Source organism: Sphingomonas sp. (genome assembly GCF_035714405.1).
Taxonomy (GTDB): domain Bacteria; phylum Pseudomonadota; class Alphaproteobacteria; order Sphingomonadales; family Sphingomonadaceae; genus Sphingomonas.
The window spans coordinates 352,610-376,077 of sequence record NZ_DASTMA010000018.1 but is presented as its reverse complement, the minus strand read 5'-3'; the positions used below and the strand labels follow the sequence as shown (position 1 = coordinate 376,077).

Annotated in this window: 21 protein-coding genes; 12 read left to right on the top strand and 9 right to left on the bottom strand. The window is 67.5% G+C overall.

Annotation, left to right across the window (positions count from 1 at the left end; translation table 11 throughout):
* Positions 1-66: 66 nt before the first annotated feature.
* The gene (gene dxs / locus VFQ64_RS08710; protein WP_325102897.1) at positions 67-1,989 is read right to left on the bottom strand and encodes a 1-deoxy-D-xylulose-5-phosphate synthase; all 1,923 of its coding nucleotides are present in this window, start codon (positions 1,987-1,989) and stop codon (positions 67-69) included.
* Between the two features lie 83 nt (positions 1,990-2,072).
* On the opposite strand from dxs, the gene VFQ64_RS08705 reads away from it, so the two are divergent.
* The gene (locus VFQ64_RS08705; protein WP_325102896.1) at positions 2,073-2,603 is read left to right on the top strand and encodes a GNAT family N-acetyltransferase; all 531 of its coding nucleotides are present in this window, start codon (positions 2,073-2,075) and stop codon (positions 2,601-2,603) included.
* On the opposite strand, the gene VFQ64_RS08700 is transcribed toward VFQ64_RS08705, so the two are convergent.
* Positions 2,600-3,070, bottom strand: coding sequence for a Fur family transcriptional regulator (locus VFQ64_RS08700; protein ID WP_325102895.1), 471 nt, complete (start codon positions 3,068-3,070; stop codon positions 2,600-2,602). The genes VFQ64_RS08705 and VFQ64_RS08700 overlap by 4 nt on opposite strands.
* A gap of 47 nt (positions 3,071-3,117) precedes the next feature.
* Positions 3,118-3,492 carry a MerC domain-containing protein gene (locus VFQ64_RS08695; protein WP_325102894.1) on the bottom strand — a complete coding sequence of 125 codons (375 nt, stop codon included), beginning with the start codon at positions 3,490-3,492 and terminating at the stop codon, positions 3,118-3,120.
* 99 nt (positions 3,493-3,591) lie between these two features.
* Here VFQ64_RS08695 and VFQ64_RS08690 point away from each other — a divergent pair, with 99 nt between their 5' ends.
* The 4 genes from VFQ64_RS08690 to VFQ64_RS08675 all read left to right on the top strand — a co-directional run bounded on the left by VFQ64_RS08690 (position 3,592) and on the right by VFQ64_RS08675 (position 6,719).
* Positions 3,592-4,644 carry a COX15/CtaA family protein gene (locus VFQ64_RS08690; protein ID WP_325102893.1) on the top strand — a complete coding sequence of 351 codons (1,053 nt, stop codon included), beginning with the start codon at positions 3,592-3,594 and terminating at the stop codon, positions 4,642-4,644.
* Positions 4,645-4,733: 89 nt separating this feature from the next.
* Positions 4,734-5,213, top strand: a complete 480-nt coding sequence (gene rplM, locus VFQ64_RS08685; protein ID WP_325102892.1) for a 50S ribosomal protein L13 — start codon at positions 4,734-4,736, stop codon at positions 5,211-5,213.
* Positions 5,213-5,755: a 30S ribosomal protein S9 gene (rpsI, locus tag VFQ64_RS08680; RefSeq protein WP_325102891.1), complete on the top strand. Its 543-nt coding sequence runs from the start codon at positions 5,213-5,215 to the stop codon at positions 5,753-5,755. The genes rplM and rpsI overlap by 1 nt, the downstream gene beginning before the upstream one ends.
* 418 nt (positions 5,756-6,173) lie before the next feature.
* Positions 6,174-6,719, top strand: coding sequence for a hypothetical protein (locus tag VFQ64_RS08675; RefSeq protein ID WP_325102890.1), 546 nt, complete (start codon positions 6,174-6,176; stop codon positions 6,717-6,719).
* A 76-nt stretch (positions 6,720-6,795) separates the two neighbouring features.
* Here VFQ64_RS08675 and VFQ64_RS08670 read toward each other — a convergent pair whose 3' ends face one another.
* On the bottom strand, positions 6,796-8,499 hold the full coding sequence (locus tag VFQ64_RS08670; protein ID WP_325103425.1) for a class I adenylate-forming enzyme family protein: 1,704 nt from the start codon (positions 8,497-8,499) through the stop codon (positions 6,796-6,798).
* Between the two features lie 166 nt (positions 8,500-8,665).
* Here VFQ64_RS08670 and VFQ64_RS08665 point away from each other — a divergent pair, with 166 nt between their 5' ends.
* From VFQ64_RS08665 to VFQ64_RS08640, 6 genes are all read left to right on the top strand, one after another.
* Positions 8,666-9,889, top strand: a complete 1,224-nt coding sequence (locus VFQ64_RS08665) for a serine hydrolase domain-containing protein (protein WP_325102889.1) — start codon at positions 8,666-8,668, stop codon at positions 9,887-9,889.
* A 96-nt stretch (positions 9,890-9,985) separates the two neighbouring features.
* Positions 9,986-12,016 (top strand): 3-hydroxyacyl-CoA dehydrogenase NAD-binding domain-containing protein, encoded by a 2,031-nt coding sequence (locus tag VFQ64_RS08660; RefSeq protein ID WP_325102888.1) that lies wholly within the window; start codon positions 9,986-9,988, stop codon positions 12,014-12,016.
* Positions 12,017-12,170: 154 nt separating this feature from the next.
* On the top strand, positions 12,171-13,478 hold the full coding sequence (locus tag VFQ64_RS08655) for an amidase family protein (RefSeq protein ID WP_325102887.1): 1,308 nt from the start codon (positions 12,171-12,173) through the stop codon (positions 13,476-13,478).
* Positions 13,475-14,665, top strand: coding sequence for an acyl-CoA dehydrogenase family protein (locus tag VFQ64_RS08650; protein ID WP_325102886.1), 1,191 nt, complete (start codon positions 13,475-13,477; stop codon positions 14,663-14,665). Before VFQ64_RS08655 ends, VFQ64_RS08650 begins: the two co-directional genes overlap by 4 nt.
* 130 nt (positions 14,666-14,795) lie before the next feature.
* The gene (locus VFQ64_RS08645; RefSeq protein WP_325102885.1) at positions 14,796-15,920 is read left to right on the top strand and encodes an acyl-CoA dehydrogenase family protein; all 1,125 of its coding nucleotides are present in this window, start codon (positions 14,796-14,798) and stop codon (positions 15,918-15,920) included.
* Positions 15,920-16,813, top strand: a complete 894-nt coding sequence (locus tag VFQ64_RS08640) for an acyl-CoA thioesterase II (RefSeq protein WP_325102884.1) — start codon at positions 15,920-15,922, stop codon at positions 16,811-16,813. The genes VFQ64_RS08645 and VFQ64_RS08640 overlap by 1 nt, the downstream gene beginning before the upstream one ends.
* On the opposite strand, the gene VFQ64_RS08635 is transcribed toward VFQ64_RS08640, so the two are convergent.
* The 5 genes from VFQ64_RS08635 to VFQ64_RS08615 form a co-directional block, all read right to left on the bottom strand.
* On the bottom strand, positions 16,810-17,610 hold the full coding sequence (locus VFQ64_RS08635; protein ID WP_325103424.1) for an SDR family oxidoreductase: 801 nt from the start codon (positions 17,608-17,610) through the stop codon (positions 16,810-16,812). The genes VFQ64_RS08640 and VFQ64_RS08635 overlap by 4 nt on opposite strands.
* The gene (locus tag VFQ64_RS08630) at positions 17,607-18,371 is read right to left on the bottom strand and encodes an SDR family oxidoreductase (RefSeq protein ID WP_325102883.1); all 765 of its coding nucleotides are present in this window, start codon (positions 18,369-18,371) and stop codon (positions 17,607-17,609) included. Before VFQ64_RS08630 ends, VFQ64_RS08635 begins: the two co-directional genes overlap by 4 nt.
* A gap of 104 nt (positions 18,372-18,475) precedes the next feature.
* Positions 18,476-19,519, bottom strand: coding sequence for a phosphotransferase family protein (locus tag VFQ64_RS08625; protein WP_325103422.1), 1,044 nt, complete (start codon positions 19,517-19,519; stop codon positions 18,476-18,478).
* 20 nt (positions 19,520-19,539) lie between these two features.
* Positions 19,540-20,622: a Zn-dependent alcohol dehydrogenase gene (locus VFQ64_RS08620; RefSeq protein WP_325102882.1), complete on the bottom strand. Its 1,083-nt coding sequence runs from the start codon at positions 20,620-20,622 to the stop codon at positions 19,540-19,542.
* Positions 20,623-20,724: 102 nt separating this feature from the next.
* A complete protein-coding gene (locus VFQ64_RS08615; RefSeq protein WP_325102881.1) occupies positions 20,725-22,014 on the bottom strand; it encodes an acyl-CoA dehydrogenase family protein in 1,290 nt (429 codons plus the stop codon).
* A gap of 141 nt (positions 22,015-22,155) precedes the next feature.
* Here VFQ64_RS08615 and VFQ64_RS08610 point away from each other — a divergent pair, with 141 nt between their 5' ends.
* Entirely contained in the window at positions 22,156-23,406 is a 1,251-nt protein-coding gene (locus VFQ64_RS08610; RefSeq protein ID WP_325102880.1) for a TetR/AcrR family transcriptional regulator, read from the top strand.
* The last annotated feature ends 62 nt before the right edge of the window (positions 23,407-23,468 follow it).

The window sequence follows — 23,468 nt, the reverse complement described above, 5'->3', positions numbered from 1 at the left end:
CAAGATTGAGCCCGATGAGCCCAACCATCGCCACCACCGTCGTAGCGATGACCTTTTCCCAGCCGCTCACGCGCGCGCCTCGGAGACCCCGCTGCTGTTGTGGCGCAGCGCGGTCAGCACGGTCGCGACGATGTGCTCGGCGTCGAGCCCGGCTTGCGCGTATTGCAGCTCGGGCTTGTCCTGATCCTGAAAGCTGTCGGGCAGCCGCATCGTCCGCAGCTTCAGCCCGCCGTCGATCAGTCCCTCGTCGCTCGCCAGCGTCAGCACATGCGCGCCGAGGCCGCCGACCGAACCCTCCTCGATCGTGACCGCCACCTCGTGCGTGGTCAGCAGCCGGCGGATCATCGCCTCGTCGAGCGGTTTGGCGAAGCGCAGATCCGCGACGGTGGTCGACAGCCCCCTTGCCTCCAGCTGCTCGGCCGCGCGAAGCGCCTCCGCCAACCGGGTGCCGAGCGACAGGATCGCGACCGTCTTGCCCTCCCGCACCACTCGGCCCTTGCCGATCTCCAGCACCTGCGGCTCGGCCGGCAACGCCACGCCGGTGCCGTTGCCACGCGGATAGCGCACCGCGATCGGCCCGGAGTCGTGCAGCACGGCCGTATGGGTCATGTGCACCAGCTCGGCTTCGTCCGCCGCCGCCATCACGACGAAGTTGGGCAGCGTCGCCAGGTATGTCACGTCGAACGACCCGGCATGCGTCGCTCCGTCAGCCCCGACCAGCCCGGCACGGTCGATCGCGAAGCGGACCGGCAGGTTCTGGATTGCGACATCGTGGACCACCTGGTCATAGGCGCGCTGGAGAAAGGTCGAATAGATCGCGCAGAACGGCCGCATCCCCTGCGCCGCCAGCCCAGCCGCGAAGGTGACGGCATGCTGTTCGGCGATGCCGACATCGAAGAAGCGGTCAGGATGCGCCGCGGCGAACTTGTCGAGGCCGGTACCTGACGGCATCGCCGCGGTGATCGCGCAGATGCGGGGATCGCTCTCCGCCTCGCGCGCGAGCGCCTCGCCGAACACGTTCTGGTACTGCGGCGGGCCGGCCGGCGCCTTCGCTTGCGCGCCGGTGATGACATCGAACTTCTGGACGCCATGATATTTGTCGGCCGATGCCTCGGCCGGGGCATAGCCTTTGCCCTTCTTGGTCACGACATGGACCAGGATCGGGCCTTCCTCGGCGTCACGGACATTCTCCAGCACCGGGATCAGCTGGTCGAGATTATGCCCGTCGATCGGCCCGACATAATAGAAGCCGAGCTCCTCGAACAGCGTGCCACCCATCGCCATGCCGCGCGCGAACTCGTCGGTCTTGCGCGCCGCCGAGTGCAGCGGCCGCGGCAGCTTGCGCGCCAGCTTCCTCAGCACCTCGCGCATGCCCAGGAACTCGCGGCTCGACACGATGCGAGACAGGTACGCCGACAATCCGCCGACCGGCGGCGCGATCGACATGTCGTTGTCGTTGAGGATCACGACCAGCCGGTTGCCCGCCTGCTCGGCATTGTTCATCGCCTCGTACGCCATGCCCGCCGACATCGCGCCGTCGCCGATCACCGCGATGCCTTTGCCCGGCCTGTCGGACAGCTTGTTGGCGATGGCGAAGCCCAGCGCCGCAGAGATCGAGGTCGACGAATGCGCCGCGCCGAACGGGTCGTACTCGCTCTCGCTGCGCTTGGTGAAACCCGACAGCCCGCCGCCCTGTCGCAGCGTACGGATGCGATCGCGCCGTCCGGTCAGGATCTTGTGCGGATAGCATTGGTGCCCGACATCCCAGACCAGCCGGTCGGCGGGGGTATCGAAGACATAGTGGATCGCGGTAGTCAGCTCGACGACCCCAAGCCCCGAACCCAGGTGCCCGCCGGTGGTGCCTACCGCCGAGATGGTCTCGGCGCGAAGCTCGTCGGCAAGCTGGCGGAGCTGTTCGGGCTTGAGCCGGCGCAGCTCGGCGGGGGTGCTGACGGTATCGAGCAACGGGGTTGCGGGGAGTTCGGCCATGGACCGACGCTTACCCGTTCGCAAAGGGGGTGTCGATTGCGCGTAACTGGACTGTAACTCTGCATCATCTGCATAAGCGCGCCATGGTCCAGACTCGCCGCCTCGCCACCCCCGACGACCTGCCCGCGATCGCCGCGCTGATGGGGCGCGCGATGGCTGTGCTCCAGGCCGCGTTCCTGACACCCGAACAGGTCGCGGCGAGTGCCGCCAGCATGGGCCTCGACACACAGCTGATCGCCGACCGGACCTATTTCCTCATCGAGGAAGACGGCGCGCTTGTCGGCTGTGGCGGCTGGGGCAAGCGCGCGACGCTGTACGGCGGCGACCATGCGGCGCTACGCGACGACACCCTGCTCGATCCGGCGACCGACGCCGCCCGCATCCGCGCCATGTACACCGACCCTGCCCATGCGCGGAGAGGCATCGGTCGCACGATCCTGAGCCTGTGCGAGGACGCAGCGCGCGCCGCCGGTTTCCGATCGATCGAGATGATGGCGACGCGGTCGGGCGAGCCGCTTTATACCGCCTGCGGCTATGCGGTGGTCGAGCGCGTCGAGCGCATGGCCCCGACCGGCGTCGCCGTGCCCGGCGCGGTCATGCGCAAGGCGCTCTAAGCCGCCTCGCACTCGCCGCAGCGGCCGCGCACCTCGATTACCGGCCGGATCGGCGAGAAGCCGGCCGCGGTGGCCGCGTCGCGGACGCCGTTGGTGACGCGATCGTCGTCCAAATGCGTCGTCTGCCCGCAGGAGTCGCAGACCAGGAAGATGCAGTCGTGCAGGCAGTCGGGATGCGCGTTGGCGACGTAGGCGTTGGCGCTCTCGACCTTGCGCGCGAGATTGGCGCCGACGAACAGGTCGAGGATGCGATAGACGGTGTTCGCCGCCACCCGCCGCCCCTGCAGCGTGGAGACGGCCTCGGCGATGTCATAGGCCGACGCCGGCTTGCTGAACGCGGCGAGCGCGTCGAACACGCTGGCGCGCATCGTCGTCCACTGCTCGCCCGCCTTCTCCAGCGTCGCCTGCGCGGCCTGGGTCAGCGCAACGCCTTCGGGCTCGTGGTGATGATGCGCGTGTGCGGCCATATGATCTAGGTAAGCCCGCACCTGCCCAGCGGCAAGCGCGGCGGCGATCAGTGCGTGGCGCGGTAGTTCAAGTCGTGCCCGAAGGCGAGCACGCCGACGCCGAGCACCGTCCACAACGCCTCGGTCCCATCATGCGGCAGCGCCAGCGCGCCCGCCATCATGCCGATCCCAAAGGAGCCCACGGCCGCCGGCATCATATAGCCATGCTCCAGCGCGCCGCGACCCAGCGCCACGATGCCGAGGATGATCGCCAGCGTCAGCCCGATCTCATGAAACAAATGGCTGAAGAACAGCCCGCCGGCGGCCGACATCAGCGCCAGCGCGACCGACGTCGCGATACAATGGACCACGCACAGCCCCGACAGCCCGATCGCAAGGCGGTCGAGCCCACCGGACCAGGGCTGGCGAATCAACGTCGTCACGTCCGCCCATATGCGCGGCGATGTCCCAAGTTACAATATCTCATTTCACCCTCACCTAGGGCAATCGACGGGATAGCGCGCGGGCGCTATGGCGCCTTGATGCTTCAGCCCAGCCCGCAGTTCATGACCCGAGCCCGGCCGCTCGCGCTTGCGCGCTGGCTGTTCGTCGTGGCCGCGCTGGTCGTGGTGATGATCGTCGTCGGCGGCATCACCCGGCTGACCGAGTCGGGGCTCTCGATCACCGAATGGAAGCCGGTCACTGGCGCGATCCCGCCCTTGAACGCGGCCGAGTGGCAGGCGGCGTTCGACGCTTACAAACGTATCCCCGAATACCAGGCGATCAACCAGGGCATGACGCTGGCGGGGTTCAAGACGATCTTCTTCTGGGAATATGCCCATCGCCTGCTCGGCCGCATCATCGGCCTCGCTTTCGCCGTGCCGCTGATCTGGTTCGCCATCCGCAAGCAGATCCCGGCCGGCTATGGCTGGCGGTTGACCGCGCTGCTCGCGCTGGGCGGTGTACAGGGCGCGATCGGCTGGTGGATGGTCGCGTCGGGCCTGTCGGTGCGCACCGATGTCAGCCACATCCGGCTGACCGTCCACCTGCTCACCGCGCTCGTCATCCTGGCGGGCGTGGTGTGGACGGCGTTCGATCTCCTCGCGCTCCACCGCCGGCCGCTCGCGGGGTCGGCACGTCTGACGCCGGTCGCCGGCGTCGCGCTGATCCTGCTGTTCGCGCAGCTCGCCTTCGGGGCGCTGACCGCCGGGCTGAACGCAGGCCACGCCGCCACCAGCTGGCCGCTGATGGGCGACACGCTGTTCCCCGCCGGCGCGCTGCCCGCTGCGGCAGGCGCGCGCGAGCTTATCGACAACCCGTTCGTGGTCCAATTCGTCCATCGCTGGCTCGCCTTTGTCGCCGCCGCCGGACTGTTGACGCTGGCGTGGCAGGCGGGTCGGGTCGGCAGCCGCTGGGGCCTTGGCGTCGTCGCGCTGGTCGTGACCCAGATCGCGCTCGGCATCGCGACGCTGCTCAGCGGCGTCCACCTCCATGTCGCGGTCACCCACCAGCTCACCGCCGCCCTGCTGCTAATCGCGGTCATCGCCACCGCGCATCGTACGGGTACTCGGGTACCCGTCAGCAAACCCGCCTGAAAGCTTGACTTTGCCGCCGTCGGGCGGCATTGCCCCTGCCATCGCGCCGCCTTTCATCGGGCGGCGTTTGTTCGTTTGAAAGGTCTGCCATGAAGGCGCTGATGAAGACCACCAAGTCGGCCAAGCCGCACGAGGTGGAGAAGAAATGGCATATCGTCGATGCCGAGGGACTGGTCGTCGGCCGTGCGGCGGTGGTGATCGCCAACGTGCTGCGCGGCAAGCACAAGACCATCTTCACCCCGCACGTGGACTGCGGTGACAACGTCGTCGTCATCAATGCCGACAAGATCCGCTTCACGTCGAACAAGGCGCAGAAGAAGATCTATTATCGCCACACCGGCTATGCCGGCGGCATCAAGGGCATCACCGCCGCCAAGGTGCTGGAGGGCCGCTTTCCCGAGCGTGTACTCGAAAAGGCCGTCGAGCGGATGATCCCGCGCGGGCCCTTGGGCCGTGAGCAGATGCGCAACCTGCGCATCTTCAAGGGCGCCGAGCATCCCCATACCGCGCAGGATCCTCAAGTCCTCGACATCGGCGCGATGAGCCGCAAGAACAAGGTGGGTAACTGATGACCGACAACCGCCAGTCCCTGTCGGACCTCGCCGGCCTGACCTCTCAGCCCGCGCCGGTCGCCACGCCTGCCGGGGGTGACGACGCAGCGCTCGTCAACCTGTCTGGTCCGGCGCCCGCGCCGATGCCGCTGCGCGAGCAGATCATCGACAAGCAGGGCCGCGCCTATGCCACCGGCCGCCGCAAGGACGCGGTCGCCCGCGTCTGGCTCAAGCCCGGCTCCGGCAAGATCACGGTCAACGGCCGCGATCAGGAAGTGTATTTCGCACGCCCGACGCTGCGCCTCGTCATCAACCAGGTGTTCGGCGTCACCGAGCGCGATGGCCAGTATGACGTGATCTGCACCGTCAAGGGCGGCGGCCTTTCCGGTCAGGCGGGTGCCGTGAAGCACGGCATCAGCCAGGCGATCACCAAGTACGAGCCCGTCCTGCGCGCGCCGGTCAAGGCGGCGGGCTTCCTGACCCGCGACAGCCGCACGGTGGAGCGCAAGAAGTACGGCCGCGCGAAGGCACGCCGCTCGTTCCAGTTCTCGAAGCGTTAAATGAGCTTGGAATAGCCCGGCTATTCCAAAATTCGTAGCGCCGGCCGGCGGGCGGCTCGCCGCCCGTTCGACGTCACGGATTCACTCCGTGACGTCGCGCCACAAGCGAAACAGCAGAAGGGCGGTCCGGCAACGGGCCGCCCTTGGCATGTGTGCACCGCCCGCGTCCCCGCCCCACTACTCATATTCTTCCCCGGCGAAGGCCGGGGCCAGTTGCCATGCACTAGATTGGAGAGAACCTCCCTCCCTCACAGAAGCCGCGGCAACTGGGCCCCGGCCTCCACCGGGGAAGATCTATGGTCCGGCGCAAGGCACTCAGCCTCTTCGAGCCCCCTGCACCCAATCTCCACATCCTCCGCGTCACCGCTGCAACCCGGCGCTCTATCCGGCATGAAGACCACGAACAGGGACACGCTCCATGACCGCCACCACCCGACCCGCCACTTACGGCAGCTTTATCGTCTGGGGCCTCGTCGCCACCCTGCTGCTGATCCCGACAGTGGCGATGCGCTTCACCACCGAGGTCAACTGGACCGCCTCTGACTTCGTCGTCATGGGCGTGCTGCTCGGCAGCCTCGCCGGCGCCTATGAGTTCCTCGCGCGCAAGGCGCCCAACTGGACCTACCGCGCCGCCGCGGCCTGCGCGCTCCTCGCCGCCTTTCTGCTGGTCTGGATCAATCTCGCGGTCGGCATCATCGGCTCGGAAAACAACGACGCCAACATGATGTACGCCGGCGTCCTCGCGGTCGCGGTCGGCGGCGCCTGCCTCGCCCGCTTCCGAAGCCCCGGCATGGCCCGCGCGATGGCGGCGACCGCAGCGGCGCAGGTGCTGGTGGCGCTGATCGCCCTGGCGACGAACGCCGGCACCGAGGGAGCAGCCTGGCCCAAGGACGTGATCGGCGCCACGGTAATCCTGACGACGATGTGGCTGGCGGCGGCGGGGCTGTTCCGGCGGGCGGGATAGTTTCTTAGGTCAGTCCCGCCTTCTTAGCCCTCTCCCGCTCGCGCGAGAGGCTAAGAAGGCGGTACCAAATCGTTCACTAGTCAACGCTCTCCCGATCCGCGAACAACGCCCCCAGCTCCCGCTTCATGATCTTCCCATTCGCATTCCTAGGCAGCGTCGCCTCCACGAACCGGATCGCCACCGGCGTCTTGAACGCTGCGAGCCGGGCCTTCACCCACGCCTGCAGCTCCGCCTCGCTCGCCGCCATTCCCGGCGCCAGGTGCACCACCGCCGCGGGCTCTTCCCCCAACGTGCGGTGCGGCAGGCCGATCAGTGCGCAGTCGGTGACCGCCGGGTGCGCATACAAACAGTTCTCGACCTCGGTCGAATAGATGTTCTCGCCGCCGCGGATGATCATGTCCTTGGCGCGGTCGACGATGTAGACGAAGCCCTCCTCGTCCAGCCGCGCCAGGTCGCCGGTGCGCACCCAGCCATCGACGAAGGTTTCGGCCGATGCCTCGGGCTTGTTCCAGTACTCCTTCACGATCATCGGTCCGCGCGCCCACAGTTCGCCCACCTCGCCGGTCGGCAGGACGGTGGTGCCGTCGTCGGCCCGGATCTCCAGGTCCGCGACCGCGACCGGCGGCCCGGCGCTGGTCGGGCGGTTGAGGTAATCCTCGCTCGAATGCGACGTCACCGTCGCCATCGTCTCCGTCATCCCCCAGCCATTGCCGGGGAGCGCGCCGAATTCCTCATAGATCTTCTTGACCAGCTCGGGCGCCGACGGCGCGCCGCCATAGGCGATCGCCTCGATCGAGCTCAGGTCATATTTGTGCCGATCGGGGTGCTCGATCAGCTGCCAAGCGATGGTGGGGACGCCGCCAGTGAAGTTGACCTTCTCGCGCTCGATGATCTCCATCGCGCGAACCGGCTCCCAGCGGCGCATGTAGACCGCGGCCGAGCCACCCGCGACCAGCCCCATCAGCCCGGCCGAGCAGGCGGTGACATGAAACAGCGGGATCACGGTCAGCGAGGTACGCGGGGTCGGCTCCGGCACCGGGTCCCCCCGGCGCAGGAACGAGCGCGCGCCCGCGAACCCCGCCGACAGGATATTGGTCATCAGGTTGCGGTGCGTCCCCAAGGCACCCTTTGGCGCACCGGTGGTGCCGCTGGTGTAAAAGATCGTCGCGTCGTCGTCGGTGGCGATCTCGGCGGGCGGCAGCGTCGCCTCGGCCAGCGTCGCCCAGTCGTGCGGCGTGCCGATTACCTCCTCCAGCCGCGACGCCATGCCGTTGAGGGGCGCAGTCGCGCGGGTGACGATCACCTGCGCCAGCGCCGGCAGCGCGGCATAGTGGGGCAGCAACCGCTGGTGGCGCTCGTCATCGACGATCAGTAGCGTCGCGCCCGAGTCGCGCAGGCCGTATTCCAGCTCCGCGCCGGTCCACCAGGCGTTGAGCGGCACCATGATCGCGCCGATCGAAGTCGCGGCGAAGAATGCGACCGGCCACTCGGGCAGGTTGCGCATGGCGAGTGCGACCCGGTCACCCTTCCCCACTCCCAACGCCGCCAGCCGGTTTGCGAGCGTCGCGATCGCGCGCCAGTTCGCGTCATAGGTGACGCGCTCGTCCTCATAGATCGAGATCAGCCGTTGCCCGTGCATCCGGCTCGCCTCCGCCAGGAAGCGCAAGGACGGCGGTGCGTTTTTCCACACCCGCGTCGGTACGCCGCGGATGGTGACGGTTTCCATCTCGAACTTGGCGCCCGGCGCCGTCAGCGCGGCGGTCGCATCCGCCAGCGACATGGCGGGCCACGAGGGCGGGAGGGCGATTACGGGTTGGCTGGCCAAGGCGTCCTCTTATACTGATCCGAAGGTCGGGTTTTCCCGTTGCGCCCAAGGTTAGAGTTGATTCGCGCCGCGCTCAAGGCAATAGGGCGGGACCGATTAGAAACAGGGGTATGGAGCGCCGATGAGAATCGCGGACGCCGGCAAGCTGGGCTTCGACGCGGGTCGCCTGGCGCGGATCGACAGCTTCCTGCGCGACCGCTACCTGCAATCCGGCAAGCTCGCCAACGCGCAGCTGCTGATCGCGCGTGACGGCGAGATCGCCCATTTCAGCAGCGCCGGCGAAGCTAGGGACGGCGGTAAGCCGATCGACGAGGGCTCGCTGTTCCGCATCGCTTCCATGACCAAGCCGATCACCTCGCTCGCGTTCATGCAGCTGGTCGAGGACGGGCTGGTCGCGGTCGATACCCCGGTCCACCACGTCCTGCCGGAGTTTAAGGGCATGGGCGTGTACAACGGCGGCGGTGCCGGCGTGCCCTTCGTCACCAAGCCCACCGCCGAGCCGATGCGGATGCTGGACCTGCTCCGCCACACCTCGGGCCTCACCTATGGCTTCCAGAACCGATCCAACGTCGACGCCGCTTATCGCAAGGACAAACTGGGCGAGTGGCACGGTGGCGACGATCTTCAGGGCTTCATCGCCAAGCTCAGCCAACTGCCGCTCGAATTCTCGCCGGGCGAGGCATGGAATTATTCGGTCGCGACCGACGTGCTCGGCGCCGTGGTGGAGCGTGTCTCCGGCAAGACGCTCGACGTCTACTTCCGCGACGGCATCTTCGCCCCGCTCGGGATGGACGACACCTTCTTCCAGGTGCCGGGCGACAAGGTCGACCGGCTGACCGACTGCTACGCCTTCCACGCCGCCAAGCGCGAGCGGGTGATGTACGATCGCGGTGCTGAGTCGAGCTGGTCGCGCAAGCCGAACCTGTTGTCGGGCGGCGGCGGCCTCGTCTCGACCGCGCTCGACTATCATCGCTTCTGCCAGATGTGCGCGAACGGCGGCACATTGGACGGCGTCCGCGTGATCGGGCGCAAGACGCTCGAGCTGATGCGTCTCAATCACCTGCCCGGCGGCGCCGACCTGTCTAGCATGTCCAAGTCGCTGTTCAGCGAGACGCAGAATGCCGGCACCGGCTTCGGCCTCGGCTTTGCGGTGGTGCAGGATGTCGCCAAGACGATGATGCCCGGCAGTGTCGGGGAATATTACTGGGGCGGCATGTTCTCGACCGCCTTCTTCATCGACCCCGTCGAGCGGCTGCACATGGTGTTCATGACCCAGCTGATGCCGTCCGCGCTTTATCCCATCCGCCGCGAGCTCAAGACCATGATCTACGCGGCGCTGACTTGACCCCCACCAGCACCCTCCCGAGCGAAAGCCGGGGCCCAGTCCCCAGCGTCGTCGCCCGGCCCCGGCTTTCGCCGGGGAAGGTTTAAGGAGAACATCGTGACCGCCTCCCCGATCCGCACCGAGCGCCATGACGACGTGCTCGTCATCATCTCCAACAACCCGCCCGTGAACGCGCTCGGCGCCGCCGTCCGCACCGGGCTCAAGGCCGGTCTCGAGGAGGGGCTCGCCGACGCCGGCATCAAGGCGATGGTGATCCGCTGCGACGGCCGCACCTTCTTCGCCGGTGCCGACATCACCGAGTTCGGCAAGCCCATGCAGGGGCCGGGCCTGGGCGAGGTGATCGACGCGATCGAAGCGTCGGACAAGCCGGTCGTCGCCGCGATCCACGGCACCGCGCTCGGCGGCGGCTGCGAGGTGACACTGGGCTGCCACTACCGCGTCGCCGTCCCCTCGGCGAAGATCGGTACGCCCGAGGTCAAGCTCGGCCTGCTGCCGGGCGCCGGCGGCACGCAGCGCATCCCGCGCATCGCCGGCGTCAAGCTGGCACTGCAGATGACCGCGGTCGGCGACCCGATCTCCGCCAAGGCCGCCCAGGCCGCCGGCCTGATCGACCGCATCGTCGGCGAGGACAGCCTCGAGGCGAACGCGATCGCGTTTGCCCGCGAGGTTGCCGGCATACGCCCCCTGCCCCGCGCCCGCGAGAAGAGCGTGCAGGCCGATGAGGCCGCCGTCGCCGAGTTCAAGCAGGCCAACGCCCGCAAGTTCCGCGGCTTCGACGCGCCCGCCGCCAACATCGCCTGCGTCGAAAAAGCCGCCTCCGGCGCGACCTTCGACGAGGGCATTGCCTTCGAGCGGCAGGAATTCATGAAGCTCATGATGGGCACCCAGTCCGCCGCGCAGCGCCACCTGTTCTTCGCCGAGCGCCAGGCCGCCAAGGTCGACGACATCCCCGCCGACACGCAACTCCGCCCCATCAAGAAGGTCGGCGTGATCGGCGCCGGCACGATGGGCGGCGGTATCTCCATGAACTTCCTTGCAGCCGGCATCCCGGTGACGATCGTCGAGACCGCGCAGGAGGCGCTGGATCGCGGCACCGGCGTGATCCGCAAAAACTACGAGAACTCGGCCAAGAAAGGCCGCTACACGACCGAAAAGGTCGAAGGCATGATGGGGCTGCTCTCCCCCACGCTCGACCTGCAACAGCTCGCCGATTGCGACCTCATCATCGAGGCGATCTACGAGAACATGGACGTGAAGAAGGAGCTCTTCGGCAAGCTCGACCAGATCGCAAAGCCCGGCGCGATCCTGGCGTCGAACACCTCCTACCTCAACATCGACGAGATGGCGGCGGTCACCAGCCGCCCCGGCGACGTGATCGGCATGCACTTCTTCTCGCCCGCCAACGTCATGAAGCTGCTGGAGGTGGTGCGCGGCGCCAAGACCTCGCCCGACGTGCTGGCGACGGTGATGGCGCTGGCCAAGCCGATCGGCAAGGTCGCGGTCGTCTCCGGCGTCTGCCCCGGCTTCATCGGCAATCGCATGCTGTCGCAGCGTCAGGGCCCGGCCAACAAGATGCTGATGCAGGGCGCCCGGCCCGAGCAGATCGACAAGGCGCTGACCGATTTCGGTTTTCCGATGGGCCCGTTCCAGATGGGCGATCTGGCCGGCGTCGATATCGGCTGGCACCGCGATCCAACCCGGATCGAGAGCATCCGCGACGCGCTCGCCGCCAAAGGCCGCTGGGGCCAGAAGACCGGCAAGGGCTGGTATGATTACGACGAGAAGCGCACCCCAACGCCCTCGCCCGAAGTCGCCGAGATCATCGAGGATTTCCGCTCCAAGTCGAACCTGCCCAAGCAGGACTTCTCCGACGAGGACGTGATCGCCGCCACGCTCTACCCGATGGTCAACGAGGGCGCGAAGATCCTCGAAGAGGGCATGGCGCAGCGCGCGTCGGACATCGATGTGGTGTGGATCTATGGCTATGGCTGGCCGATCTATCGCGGCGGCCCGATGTTCTGGGCGAACACCGTCGGCCTCGACAAGGTCGTCGCAGGCTTGGAGAAGAACGGCGTCGAGGTCGCACCGCTGCTCCGCCGCAAGGCCGAGGCGGGCGAGAAGTTCTGATGGAGCCCGCTTATCTTCCCTCTCCCCTTGCGGGAGAGGGACAGCCGCGTAGCGGCAGGGAGAGGGGTGGCGCCCTCGATTCAACGGAAGGTTTCACCCCTCTCCCGACCTCGCTGCGCTCGGCCACCCTCTCCCGCGAGGGTAGAGGAAGGAAGTGAACTCCGCCCTCGCCACCGCCGCCGCGATCCGCGCGGGCGAGACCACCGCGCTTGCCGAGTGCGAAGCCGCGATCGCCCGCATCGAAGCCCGCGACGGCGAGATCAACGCGGTCGTCGTCCGCGACTTCGACCGCGCTCGCGCCGCCGCCCGCACCTTCGACGCGGCGGGCGACAAGTCCCTCCCCTTCGCCGGCGTACCGATGACGGTGAAGGAGAGCTTCGACGTCGCCGGCCTGCCGACCAGCTGGGGCTTCGCCGAACATGCCGACCATATCGCCGGCGAAGACGCGAACGCCGTGCAGCGGCTGAAGGCCGCCGGCGCGATCATCCTCGGCAAGACCAACACGCCGGTCGGTCTCGCCGACCTGCAATCGGTCAACCCCAACTATGGCCGCACGCGCAACCCGCGCGATGGGGACCGGGTCAGCGGCGGCTCCTCCGGCGGCTCGGCGGCGTCGCTGGCCGCAGGCTATGTCCCGATAGAGCTCGGCTCCGACATCGGCGGCTCGATCCGCGTTCCCGCCGCATTCTGTGGCGTCTGGGGGCTGAAGCCGACCTTCACCGCGCTCAACCCCGATGGCCATTATTTCCCCCGCACGGACAATGCCCGCCTCGCACTGTCGGTGATCGGCCCGATGGCGCGCGACGCCGCCGACCTGGACGTGATGCTGAGCGTACTCGCCGAGATCCCGCTGCCGCGCGCGAACGACAAGCCCGTCGGCCAGCTCCGGCTGCTGGTGCTGAACGGACACCCGATGGCGAAGGTTCAGCGCGCGATCGTCGGCGCGATCGACATACTCGCGGAGGCGCTGAGGGCCGCCGGCGCGGCCGTCGATCGGACCAGCGACCTGATCCCCAACCTGGAGAAGCAGCACCGCGCCTATTGGCGGATGCTGAGCGTCGGCATGAGCCGGGGTGTGCCCGTCGACGGCGGCGAGCGCGCCTCGCTTTCCGAATGGTTCGAGCTGTCCGACGAGCAGGCGCGCAATACGCGGCAATGGGCACGGCTGTTCGCGCACTATGACGCGGTGATCGCGCCGGCGCTGGGCAGCACCGCTTTCCGCCACGACGATACGCCGCTGGCCGAGCGCACACTCGACATCGACGGCGAGGCGACGCCCTTCATCCATCAGTTCGTCTTTCCGGGCCTCGCGACCTTTCCCATGCTGCCCGCGGTCAGCATGCCCATCGGCAGCGATGGCGACGGCCTGCCGATTGGTGTGCAGGTCATCACCGCCCTCAACCACGACCACGACGCGATCCGCATCGCCGCTATCGCGCACGACCTAGTCTGGAGCATATGATGACCGACCTCGAGACCTTCCGCGACGAGACCCGCGCATGGCTGGCGGAGAACTGCCCGCCCGAGATGCGTGAGCCGGTGCGATCCGACGCCGATGTCTGCTGGGGCGGGCGCAATTACGATCCCTCGGCGAACCCCGCCCAGGCGCAATGGCTGAAGGTCATGGGCGAGCGCGGCTGGACCGTGCCCGACTGGCCTGAGGCCTATGGCGGCGGCGGGCTGTCGCCGGCGGAGACCAAGGTGCTGCGCGAGGAGCTGGCGGCGATCCGCGCGCGCAATCCGCTCAACTCCTTCGGCATCTCGATGCTCGGGCCGGCGCTGCTGAGATACGGCACCGAGGAGCAGAAGCGCGAGCATCTGCCCAAGATCGCACGCGGCGAGATTCGCTGGTGCCAGGGCTATTCGGAGCCCAACGCCGGCTCCGATCTCGCCGGGCTCCAGGCGAGCGCCGTGTCGGACGGCGACGATTACATCGTCAATGGCCAGAAGGTCTGGACCAGCTATGCCGACAAGGCCGATTGGATCTTCTGCCTGGTCCGCACCAGCAAGGAATCGAAGCAGGGCGGCATCAGCTTCGTGCTGTTCGACATGGCCTCTCGCGGTGTTTCGACCAAGCCGATCCTGCTGATCTCCGGCTACTCGCCCTTTTGCGAAACCTTCATGGACAATGTCCGGGTGCCGAAGAAGAACCGCATCCATGACGAGAACAAGGGCTGGGACGTCGCCAAATACCTGCTCGGCCACGAGCGCGAGATGATCTCGGGCATGGGGCTGGGCGGCCAGGGCGAGAACCCGCTGATCGCCGGCGCGATCGCCACCGTCGGGCTCGACCATGACGGCCGCCTCGCCGATCCGATCCTGCGCAGCCAGATCGCGCTGTTCGAGGTGCGCGCCAAGGCGTTCCGCTCGATGAGCGAGAAGTTCATCGACGAGCTCAAGGCCGGCCAGGCGCACCCCGCGCAGCCGAGCATGATGAAGTATTTCGGCACCGAGCTGAACAAGGCGCGCCACGAGCTGATCGTCGCCGCCGGCGGCTCCGACGCGCTGGAATGGGAAAGCGAGCGCTCCAACGGCGGCTCGACGCCACGCGCGTGGCTGCGCACCAAGGCCAATTCGATCGAGGGCGGGACAAGCGAGATCCAGCTCAACATCATCGCCAAACGCATCCTCGAACTGCCGGGAGCGTGATGGGCAGGATCTCTAACGACCACCCTCCCCGTTCGTCCTGAGGAGCCACTGAGCGAAGTCGAAGTGGCGTCTCGAAGGATTTGTGGTTCGAGACGAACCACGAACGACTATCATTCTGATCGGACCAACAATGCCCCTCTACCTCAACGACGAACAACAGATGCTCCGCGACACCGCCCGCAATTTCGTGGGCGAGACCGCGCCTGTTTCGCACATGCGCGCGCTGCGCGACGCGAACGATCCCACCGGCTTCTCGCGCGACCTGTGGAAACAGTTCGGCGAGATGGGCTTCACGGGCATCCTGATCGGCGAGGACCAGGGCGGCCTCGGCCTCGGCCATGTCGAGGCGGGCGTGGTGCTGGAGGAGATCGGCCGCAATCTCTCGCCCTCGCCCTTCCTCTCGACTGCCGTCGCGGCCGTGGAGGCGCTGAAGGGCACCGCGGCGGCCGAGCGCTGGTTCCCCGGCATCATCGCCGGCGAGACGGTCGCCGCGCTCGCGTTGGACGAGGGCGCCAAGCACCGCGACAGCGTCACCCTGCGCGCGGAACGCTCCGGCAACGGCTTCAAGCTCTCGGGCGAGAAGCGCTTCGTCACCCACGGCCACGTCGCCGGCTTCTTGATCGTCTCCGCCCGCACCGCCGGCGCCGCCAACGACCGCGATGGCGTCACCCTCTTCGTCGTTCCCAAAGACGCCGGTTTCGTTGCGGAGCCGGAACGACTCGCCGACGCCAGCATCGCCACTAGGGCGAAGTTCGAGAACATTCAGCTCGACGCCGACGCCGTGCTTGGTGAGGTCGACGCCGGCCGCGACGCCCTCGACCGCCTGCTCCGCGCCGGCCGCACCGGCGCGTCGGCCGAGCTGCTCGGCGTTGGCGGCGGCGCGATGGACCTGACGCTCGGCTACCTCAAGGAGCGTAAGCAGTTCGGCACCCTGATCGGCAGCTACCAGGCGCTTCAGCATCGTGCCGCGCATCTCTACAGCGAGATGGAAGTCGCCCGCGCCGCCGTCCTCAAGGCGCAGCAGCTGCTCGACTCCGGCTCCGATCAGGCGGACGAGGCGGTCTCGGTCGCCAAGGCGTTTGCCGCGACCGCCACGGCGCTATCCGTCCAGGAGGGCATCCAGATGCACGGCGGCATCGGCATGACCGACGAATACGACATCGGCTTCTACATGAAGCGTCACCGCGTCCTCGCCGAGCTGTTCGGCGATGCCAATTTCCACGCGGACAAGCTCGCGCGCGACGCAGGCTACTGATGGAGGAATGGACCCCGCCGCCCCCGGAGACGCTCGCGGCCAACCTGGTGGCGCTGCTCGACGTCGAGGAGATCGACACCGATCTTTACCGCGGCGCCAGGCTGCCGGACGGTCGTGGCCGCGTGTTCGGCGGCCAGGTCATCGCGCAGGCGCTGCAGGCGGCGCAGCGCTCGGTCGACGACAAGGACGCCCACTCGCTCCACGCCTATTTCATGCGCGCCGGAGACGAGAACTTCCCGATCATCTACCGCGTGGTGCGCGACTATGACGGCAAGAGCTTCGCCAACCGCCGCGTCATCGCGTTGCAGCGTGGCCAGCCGATTCTCAACATGATCGCCTCCTTCCAGGCGCCGGAGGAAGGGCTCCATCATCAGGACCCGATTCCGGACGTGCCGGGCCCCGAGACCTTGAAGTCGGAGTCCGAACTGCGCCGTGATGCGGCCGAGGACATGCCGGAGAAGTTTCGCGCGTTCTTCCTGCGTCGTGCGAGCCCGATCGACATCCGACCGCTGCACCCCCGCAGCTGGTTCAAGCCCGTGCAGCGGGAGCCGCGCAATGCCAGCTGGTTCCGCGTCGTGGCACCGATCGGCGACGATCCCGCCATGCACCGCGCGGTGCTCGCCTACGCCTCCGACATGGCGCTGATGGCGACCAGCATGATGCCGCACGGGGTCAACTGGACCACGCCCGGTATGCAAAGCGCCAGCCTCGACCACGTGCTGTGGCTGCACGAGCCGGTGCGCGCGGACGAGTGGATGCTCTACGCGACCGACAGCCCCTGGGCCGGGCACGGGCGCGGCATGAACCGCGGCAGCATCTTCAGCCAGGACGGCCGACTGGTCGCCAGCGTCGCGCAGGAGGGCTTGATCCGGCTGCGTCAGCCCAAGACCTAAACGGCGGTGCGCCCGTATTCCTGCTTGGTAACGGGATGCGACGACGATAGCCCGCCGTCGACCGCAATCGCCTGCCCGTTGACATAGCTCGCATCCTCCGATGCGAGGAACAGCGCAACCTTGGCGAGTTCATCGGGCTGCGCGCCCCGACGTAAGGGGTTGAGGCGGCCGACACGGTCCATCTTCCCCGCCTCGCGCGCATAGTCGAAGGTCGGCTTGGTCATTCCGGTCTCGGTCAGTCCGGGGCAGATCGCGTTCACCCGTACATTCGAGCCGCTGAGCTGCTGCGCCGACACCTGCGCCAGATTGATGACCCCCGCCTTGGATGCCGAATAGGCTGGCGACCCCGCGCCGGAACGGATCCCCGCGACGCTGGCGGTCAGCACGATGGCGCCGCCACCACGCTTGGCGATCTCCGGCGCGGCATGCTTGATCGCGAGGAACGGTCCGATCAGATTGACCCGCAGCACCTCCGCGATCAGCTCGACGGGCGTGTCGAAGATGTTGGCCATGCCCCCCGAGATGCCGGCATTGGCGAACATCACGTCCAAGCCGCCGAACCGATCAACGGCCAGCGCGACGGCGCGCGCGACATCCTCCTCGGACCCGGCGTCGATCTGCAGCGACTCCGCCGCACCGCCGGCTTCTCGGATCGCGGCGGCGGTCGCACCAGCGCCATCGGTTTTGTCGGCGCACAGCACCTGCCCGCCCTCTGCAGCGAACTGCAGCGCCGCGGCGCGCCCAATGCCCGACCCCGCGCCGGTGACGATGATCGATTTGTCCTGGAATCGCATCAGATCGTCACTCCGCCGTCGATCACCATCGTCTGTCCCGTCATGAACGCCGACGCCTTGCTCGCCAGGAACACCACCGCGCCCGCGATCTCCTCGGGCTCGCCGATGCGGCGCAGCGGTACGCGATTGTTCGCCTCCTCCGTGCGCTTGGGATCTTCCCACAGCGCGCGCGCGAAGTCGGTCTTGATCAGGCCCGGCGCGATGCAGTTCACGCGCACGCCATGCGGCCCATATTCATGCGCCAGGTTGCGCGCGAGCTGCATGTCGGCCGCCTTGGAGATGCAATAAGCGCCGATCACCGTCGATCCGCGCAGGCCCCCGATCGACGAGATGATGACGATGGAGCCATCCCGCCGCTCGCGCATCGCGGGTGCTGCCATCGCGATCAGCCAGTGGTTGGAGACGATGTTGTTGTCGAGGATCTTGCGGAACTGCTCGTCCGCTATCCCCTCTTGCGGCCCGTAATAGGGGTTAGAAGCGGCGTTGCAGACCAGGCAGTCGATCTGCCCGAACGCGGCGACACTCGCGTCGACCAGCTGCTGCAGCCCTGGCTTGTCGGAGATGTTGGCGGCGACCGCGATCGCTCTACCCTCCCCGAACCGCGCGTTGATCTCGGCAGCGACCGCGTCGCAGGCGTCCTGCTTGCGCGACGAGATGACGACGTTGGCGCCCTGCTCGGCACAGGCGATGGCGGACGCCTTACCGATCCCGCGCGAGGAGCCGGTGATGACGACGGTCCGTCCGGTCAGATCGAATTGGCTCATGCTCTTCTGAACTCCCCTCCCGCTTGCGGGGGGCTTGGGGAGGGCATGTCCATGCACTTCCGACAGCCCCTCCCCTAACCCCTCCCGCTTGCGGGAGGGGGAAATCACGCCCCTGCCTTCTCCGCGAAGTCCCAGCTCGCTTTGGCCAGCCGGTACACGCCCGCCGCCGACCGCTCCGCCTGCGCGCTCGACGCGGTGCCGTCGACGATGCGCTTCTTAATTCCTTGGACGATGCCGGTCAGGCGGAAGAGGTTATAGCTGAAGTACCAGTTCAGGTCCGGCACCCCGTCACGTCCCGTCGCTGCGCAATAGCGTTCGACCATTGCCTCGATCGGCGGAATGCCGGTCTCCGGCCCCGTCCGCCCCATTACGCCCGAGCGCCCCTCGGGCTGCGTCACCCAGCTCATCAGGAAATAGGAGAAGTCCGCCAGCGGATCGCCCAGCGTCGACAGCTCCCAGTCCAACACCGCGATCACCCGCGGTTCGCTGGCGTGAAGAATCATGTTGTCGATCCGATAATCGCCATGGACGATGCTGGTCCGCGTCTGTTCCGGCACAGTCCGGGCGAGGAACTCGATCAACCGCTCGACCTCCGGCATGTGCTCGGTCTCGGACATGCGGTACTGCTTGGTCCAGCGCTCGACCTGCCGCGCGAAGTAATTACCGGGCTTGCCATACTCGCCCAACCCGGCCGCGACATGGTCGGTGTTGTGCAGCGCAGCGAGCGTGTCGCCCATCGCATGATAGATAGCGGTCCGTTCCGCCGGCGCATAATCGGGCAGCGTCCCGTCCCACAGGTTGCGCCCACGCGCGAACCCCATGACGTAGAACATCGTCCCGATCACGCTTTCGTCGGTGCACAAGCCATAAGGCCGCGCCACGGGAAAGCCGGTCGGGTGCAGCCCGGCGATGACGCGGTACTCGCGATCCACCGCATGCGCGCTGGGCAGCAGCTTGCCGAACGGCTTGCGGCGCAGGACATAGGTGCCGGACGGGCTGGTCAGCTTGTACGTCGGGTTCGACTGGCCGCCGGCGAACTTCTCGTAGGACAGCGGCCCGGCAAAGCCGTCGACGTTCGGCTCCATCCAGCCGGTCAGCCGCTCTAGGTCGAGCTGATCCTTCTCCTCGACCGGGATCGTGCCGGCCATGCTCTGGGCAGCTGCGTCGGTCACGAGAAGGTGATCACCGACCGCGTGGTATCGCCCTTGCGGAGCTCGTCGAACGCATCGTTGATGCGCTCCAGCGGCATGCGATCGGCGATGATCGTGTCGAGATCGAGCAGCCCGCGCTGGTAGAAGTCGACCAGTCGGGGGAGATCGACTGGAAAGTGGTTGCGCCCCATCAGCGCGCCCTGAAGCTTCTTGTCGGCAAGCAGGTCGAGCGCCGACAGCCCGACCTTCTCGCTGAGCGGCATCATGCCGAGGATCGTCGCGGTGCCGCCACGGCGCAGCACCTTGACCGCGGTCGCGGCCGACTGCGGCCGACCGACCGCTTCGATCGCGTGGTGGACGCCACCGCGTGACATCTCAACCACCTGATCGGCGGCCGTGTCGCTCATCGGGTCGACGACATGCGTCGCGCCCAGCTTGATGGCGAGATCGCGCTTTTCCGCCACCGGATCAACCGCGATCACCTTGCCCGCGCCCGCGATGCGCGCCGCGTTCACCGCCGCCAGACCGACGCCGCCGCAGCCGACCACGCACACCGTCTCGCCCGGCACGACGCGCGCGGCGTTGAAGATCGCGCCGGCCCCCGTCGTCACCGCGCAGCCTAGGATCGCGGCGCGGTCCAGCGGCATGTCGCGATCGATCGAAACGCAGGCATGTTCGTGTACCAGCATCATCTCGGCATAGGCGGACAGGTTGAGCATCTGCGCGATCGGCCGGTCACCGAGCATCAGGCGCGGGGGCTGCCCCTTGGCGCGCTTCACGCCCGGATCGATGCACAGCGACATTCGGCCGGTGACACAGAACTCGCAGTGGCCGCAGAACGCCGACAGGCAGGTTACGACATGGTCGCCGACCTTGACCGTGCGCACCTCGTCGCCGACCTGCTCGACCACGCCCGCCGCCTCGTGCCCCGGAATGCCGGGCAGCGGATGTGGATAGGCGCCGTCCACGAAATGCAGGTCAGACCGGCATACCCCGCACGCGACGGTGCGGATCAGCACCTCGTGCGGCCCGGGCTTGTCGACGGTGACGTCCTCGATGCTCAAGGGCGTCTTTGCTTCAAAGAGTACAGCGGCTTTCATCACTATCCTTTTCCTTCGTCGCCCCGGCCTTTAGCCGGGATCCCGCTGACCTGGCGTGGTCAGATAAAGCGGGATCCCGGATCAAGTCCGGGATGACGAAAGCTAGCGCGTAGCCGCCATGTCGCCCGAACTCACCCGGTCGTTGTTCGCCTTGTAGTCGGCGTACTTGCCGAACTCGTTGCGCGCGATCGCCCGGTTGTGGACCTCGTCCGGGCCGTCGGCGAAGCGCAGCGTGCGCATCGACGCCCAGGCGCTCGCCAGGTGGAAGTCGCCCGACACGCCGCCGCCGCCATGGGCCTGGATCGCGTCGTCCAGGATCTTCAGCGCCATGTTGGGCGCCTGCACCTTGATCATCGCGATCTCCTGCTGCGCCGACTTGTTGCCCGCCCGGTCCATCATGTCGGCGGCTTTCAGGCACAAAAGGCGGGTCATCTCGATGTCGATGCGCGCGCGTGCCAGCCGCTCCTCCCACACCGAGTGGCTCGACAGCGTCTTGCCGAACGCGACGCGGCTCAGCAGCCGCTTGGCCATCGCCTCGATGCCCGTCTCGGCGACGCCGATGGTGCGCATGCAGTGGTGGATGCGCCCCGGCCCCAGCCGCCCCTGCGCGATCTCGAAGCCGCGGCCCTCGCCGAGCAGCACGTTCTCGACCGGCACCCGCACATCCTTCAGCTCGACCTCGCCATGACCGTGCGGCGCATGGTCATAGCCATAGACGCTGAGCATCCGCTTGATCGTCACGCCGGGCGTGTCCATCGGCACCAGGATCTGGCTCTGCTGGCTGTGGCGCGAGCTTTCCGGGTTGGTCTTGCCCATCACGATCGCGACCGCGCAGCGCGGATCGCCGACGCCCGACGACCACCATTTGGTGCCGTTGATGACGTAATGATCACCGTCGCGCTCCATGCGCGTCTCGATGTTGGTCGCGTCCGATGAAGCCACCGCCGGCTCCGTCATCAGAAAGGCGGAGCGGATCTTGCCCTCCATCAGCGGCCGCAGCCACCGGTCCTTCTGCTCGCGGGTGCCGTAGCGGTGGAACACTTCCATGTTGCCGGTGTCCGGCGCGGAGCAGTTGAAGCATTCCGACGACCAGCCGAGCTTGCCCATCTCCTCGGCGCACAGCGCATATTCCAGATTGGTGAGCTGCGTGCCCTCGAACTCGAAGCTGTCGTCGACATGCGTCTGGCCCGAGTGCGGCGGCATGAAGAAGTTCCACAGCCCTGCGGCCTTGGCCTTCTCCTTGACCTCCTCGATCACCGGCAACACCTTCCAGCGCTCGCCCTGGTAAGCCTGTTGGCGGTACTCGTCGTTACGCGGCGCGATCTCCCGGGCGATGAAGTCCTTCACCCGATCCCGGAAATAGGTTTCGCGCTCGCTGAGGGTGAAATCCATGGCCGCCGTCCTCGCCTTGCAGATGCTGTCAGTGCGGGCTTAGGCCATACCGTGTTTTCGGTAAAGCCGGGTTCGGCACCCTCCTGCACCTGAAACCCAAAGCACTGTTGCTTCTAAACGTCGGTCCGTTAGGCTGGCGCGATGAGCGGGGAACAGACGGCGGAGGGGGAGCAGGACCGGGGCACCGTGCGCTTCCGGCTGAAGCGCGACGCGATCCTGGCGGCCGCCGCGGAGGCGATCAACGAGCAGTCGGCCAAAGGCATGACCTTTGCCGACGTGGCGCGCCGCGTCGGCCTCAACACGACCAGCGTGACCTACTATTTTAAGCGCAAGGAGGATCTCGCCGCTGCCGCGTTCGAGCACACGCTCGACTATCTCCTGGTCATGCTCGATGCCGCCATGGAGGAGCCGACGCCGACCGATCGCGTCCGGCGCTATCTGGCGCTCAACATGGCGCGGCTTGATCGGATCCGCCGCGGCGAGGAACGCCCGATGGCGGTGCTGTCGGACCTGCGGGCAATGGAGGAGCCGGCACGCGATCGGCTGCTCGCCGGCTGGCGCGAGGTGTTCCGGCGGACGCGCGCGCTGTGGGGTAAGGCGACCAGCCGCGCGGCCAAGGACCTGTACGGCGCGCGTGCGCATGTGCTGCTGGAGAACACCTTCTGGCTGCCGGTCTGGCTGCCCCGCTACGCGCCCGAGCAGTATGATCGTGTGCAGGCCCGGCTGTTCGACATCCTGGCGCACGGCATTGCCGGAGCGGACGCGGCCTGGGCACCGAAACTGCTCGACTTGAACCATGACGAGCGCGAGCCGGGGCGCGCGGCGTTCCTGCTCGCGGCGACGCGGCTGATCAACGAGCTTGGCTATCGCGGCGCGTCCGTGCAGCGCATCGCCTCGCAGCTCAACGTCACCAAGGGCAGCTTCTACCACCATCTCGACGCCAAGGACGAGCTGGTGATCGCCTGTTACCGGCGCAGCTTCGACACGATCACGGCTGCGCAACGGCTGGCGGACGAGGCGGGCGGTACCCACTGGCAACGTCTGTCGAGTGCGATCGCGACGCTGCTCGATGTCCAGTTCGCCGAGCGCGCGCCGCTGCTCCGGACCACAGCGTTGAGCGGTCTGCCGATCGATGTCCGCACCGCGATGGTCGATCGCTCCAACCTCGTCGCGCGGCGCTATGCCGGCACGATCATGGACGGGATCGCAGAAGGCTCGTGCCGTGCCGTCGACGCGCTGATCGCCAGTCAGACGCTGATGGCGCTGCAGAACGCCGCCTTCGACATGCGCAAATGGGCGGGCACCATGCCGCGCAACCGCGCGATCTCGCTGTATGCCTCCACGCTCTTGTTCGGCCTGTTCGACGATCGTTCCGCGGCCGGCAGGGACTAGCCGCGGCCAGGCTCAGCGGTGTGGCGCGAGCGGCGGGCACCACCGGTGCCCGCCGCCGACCG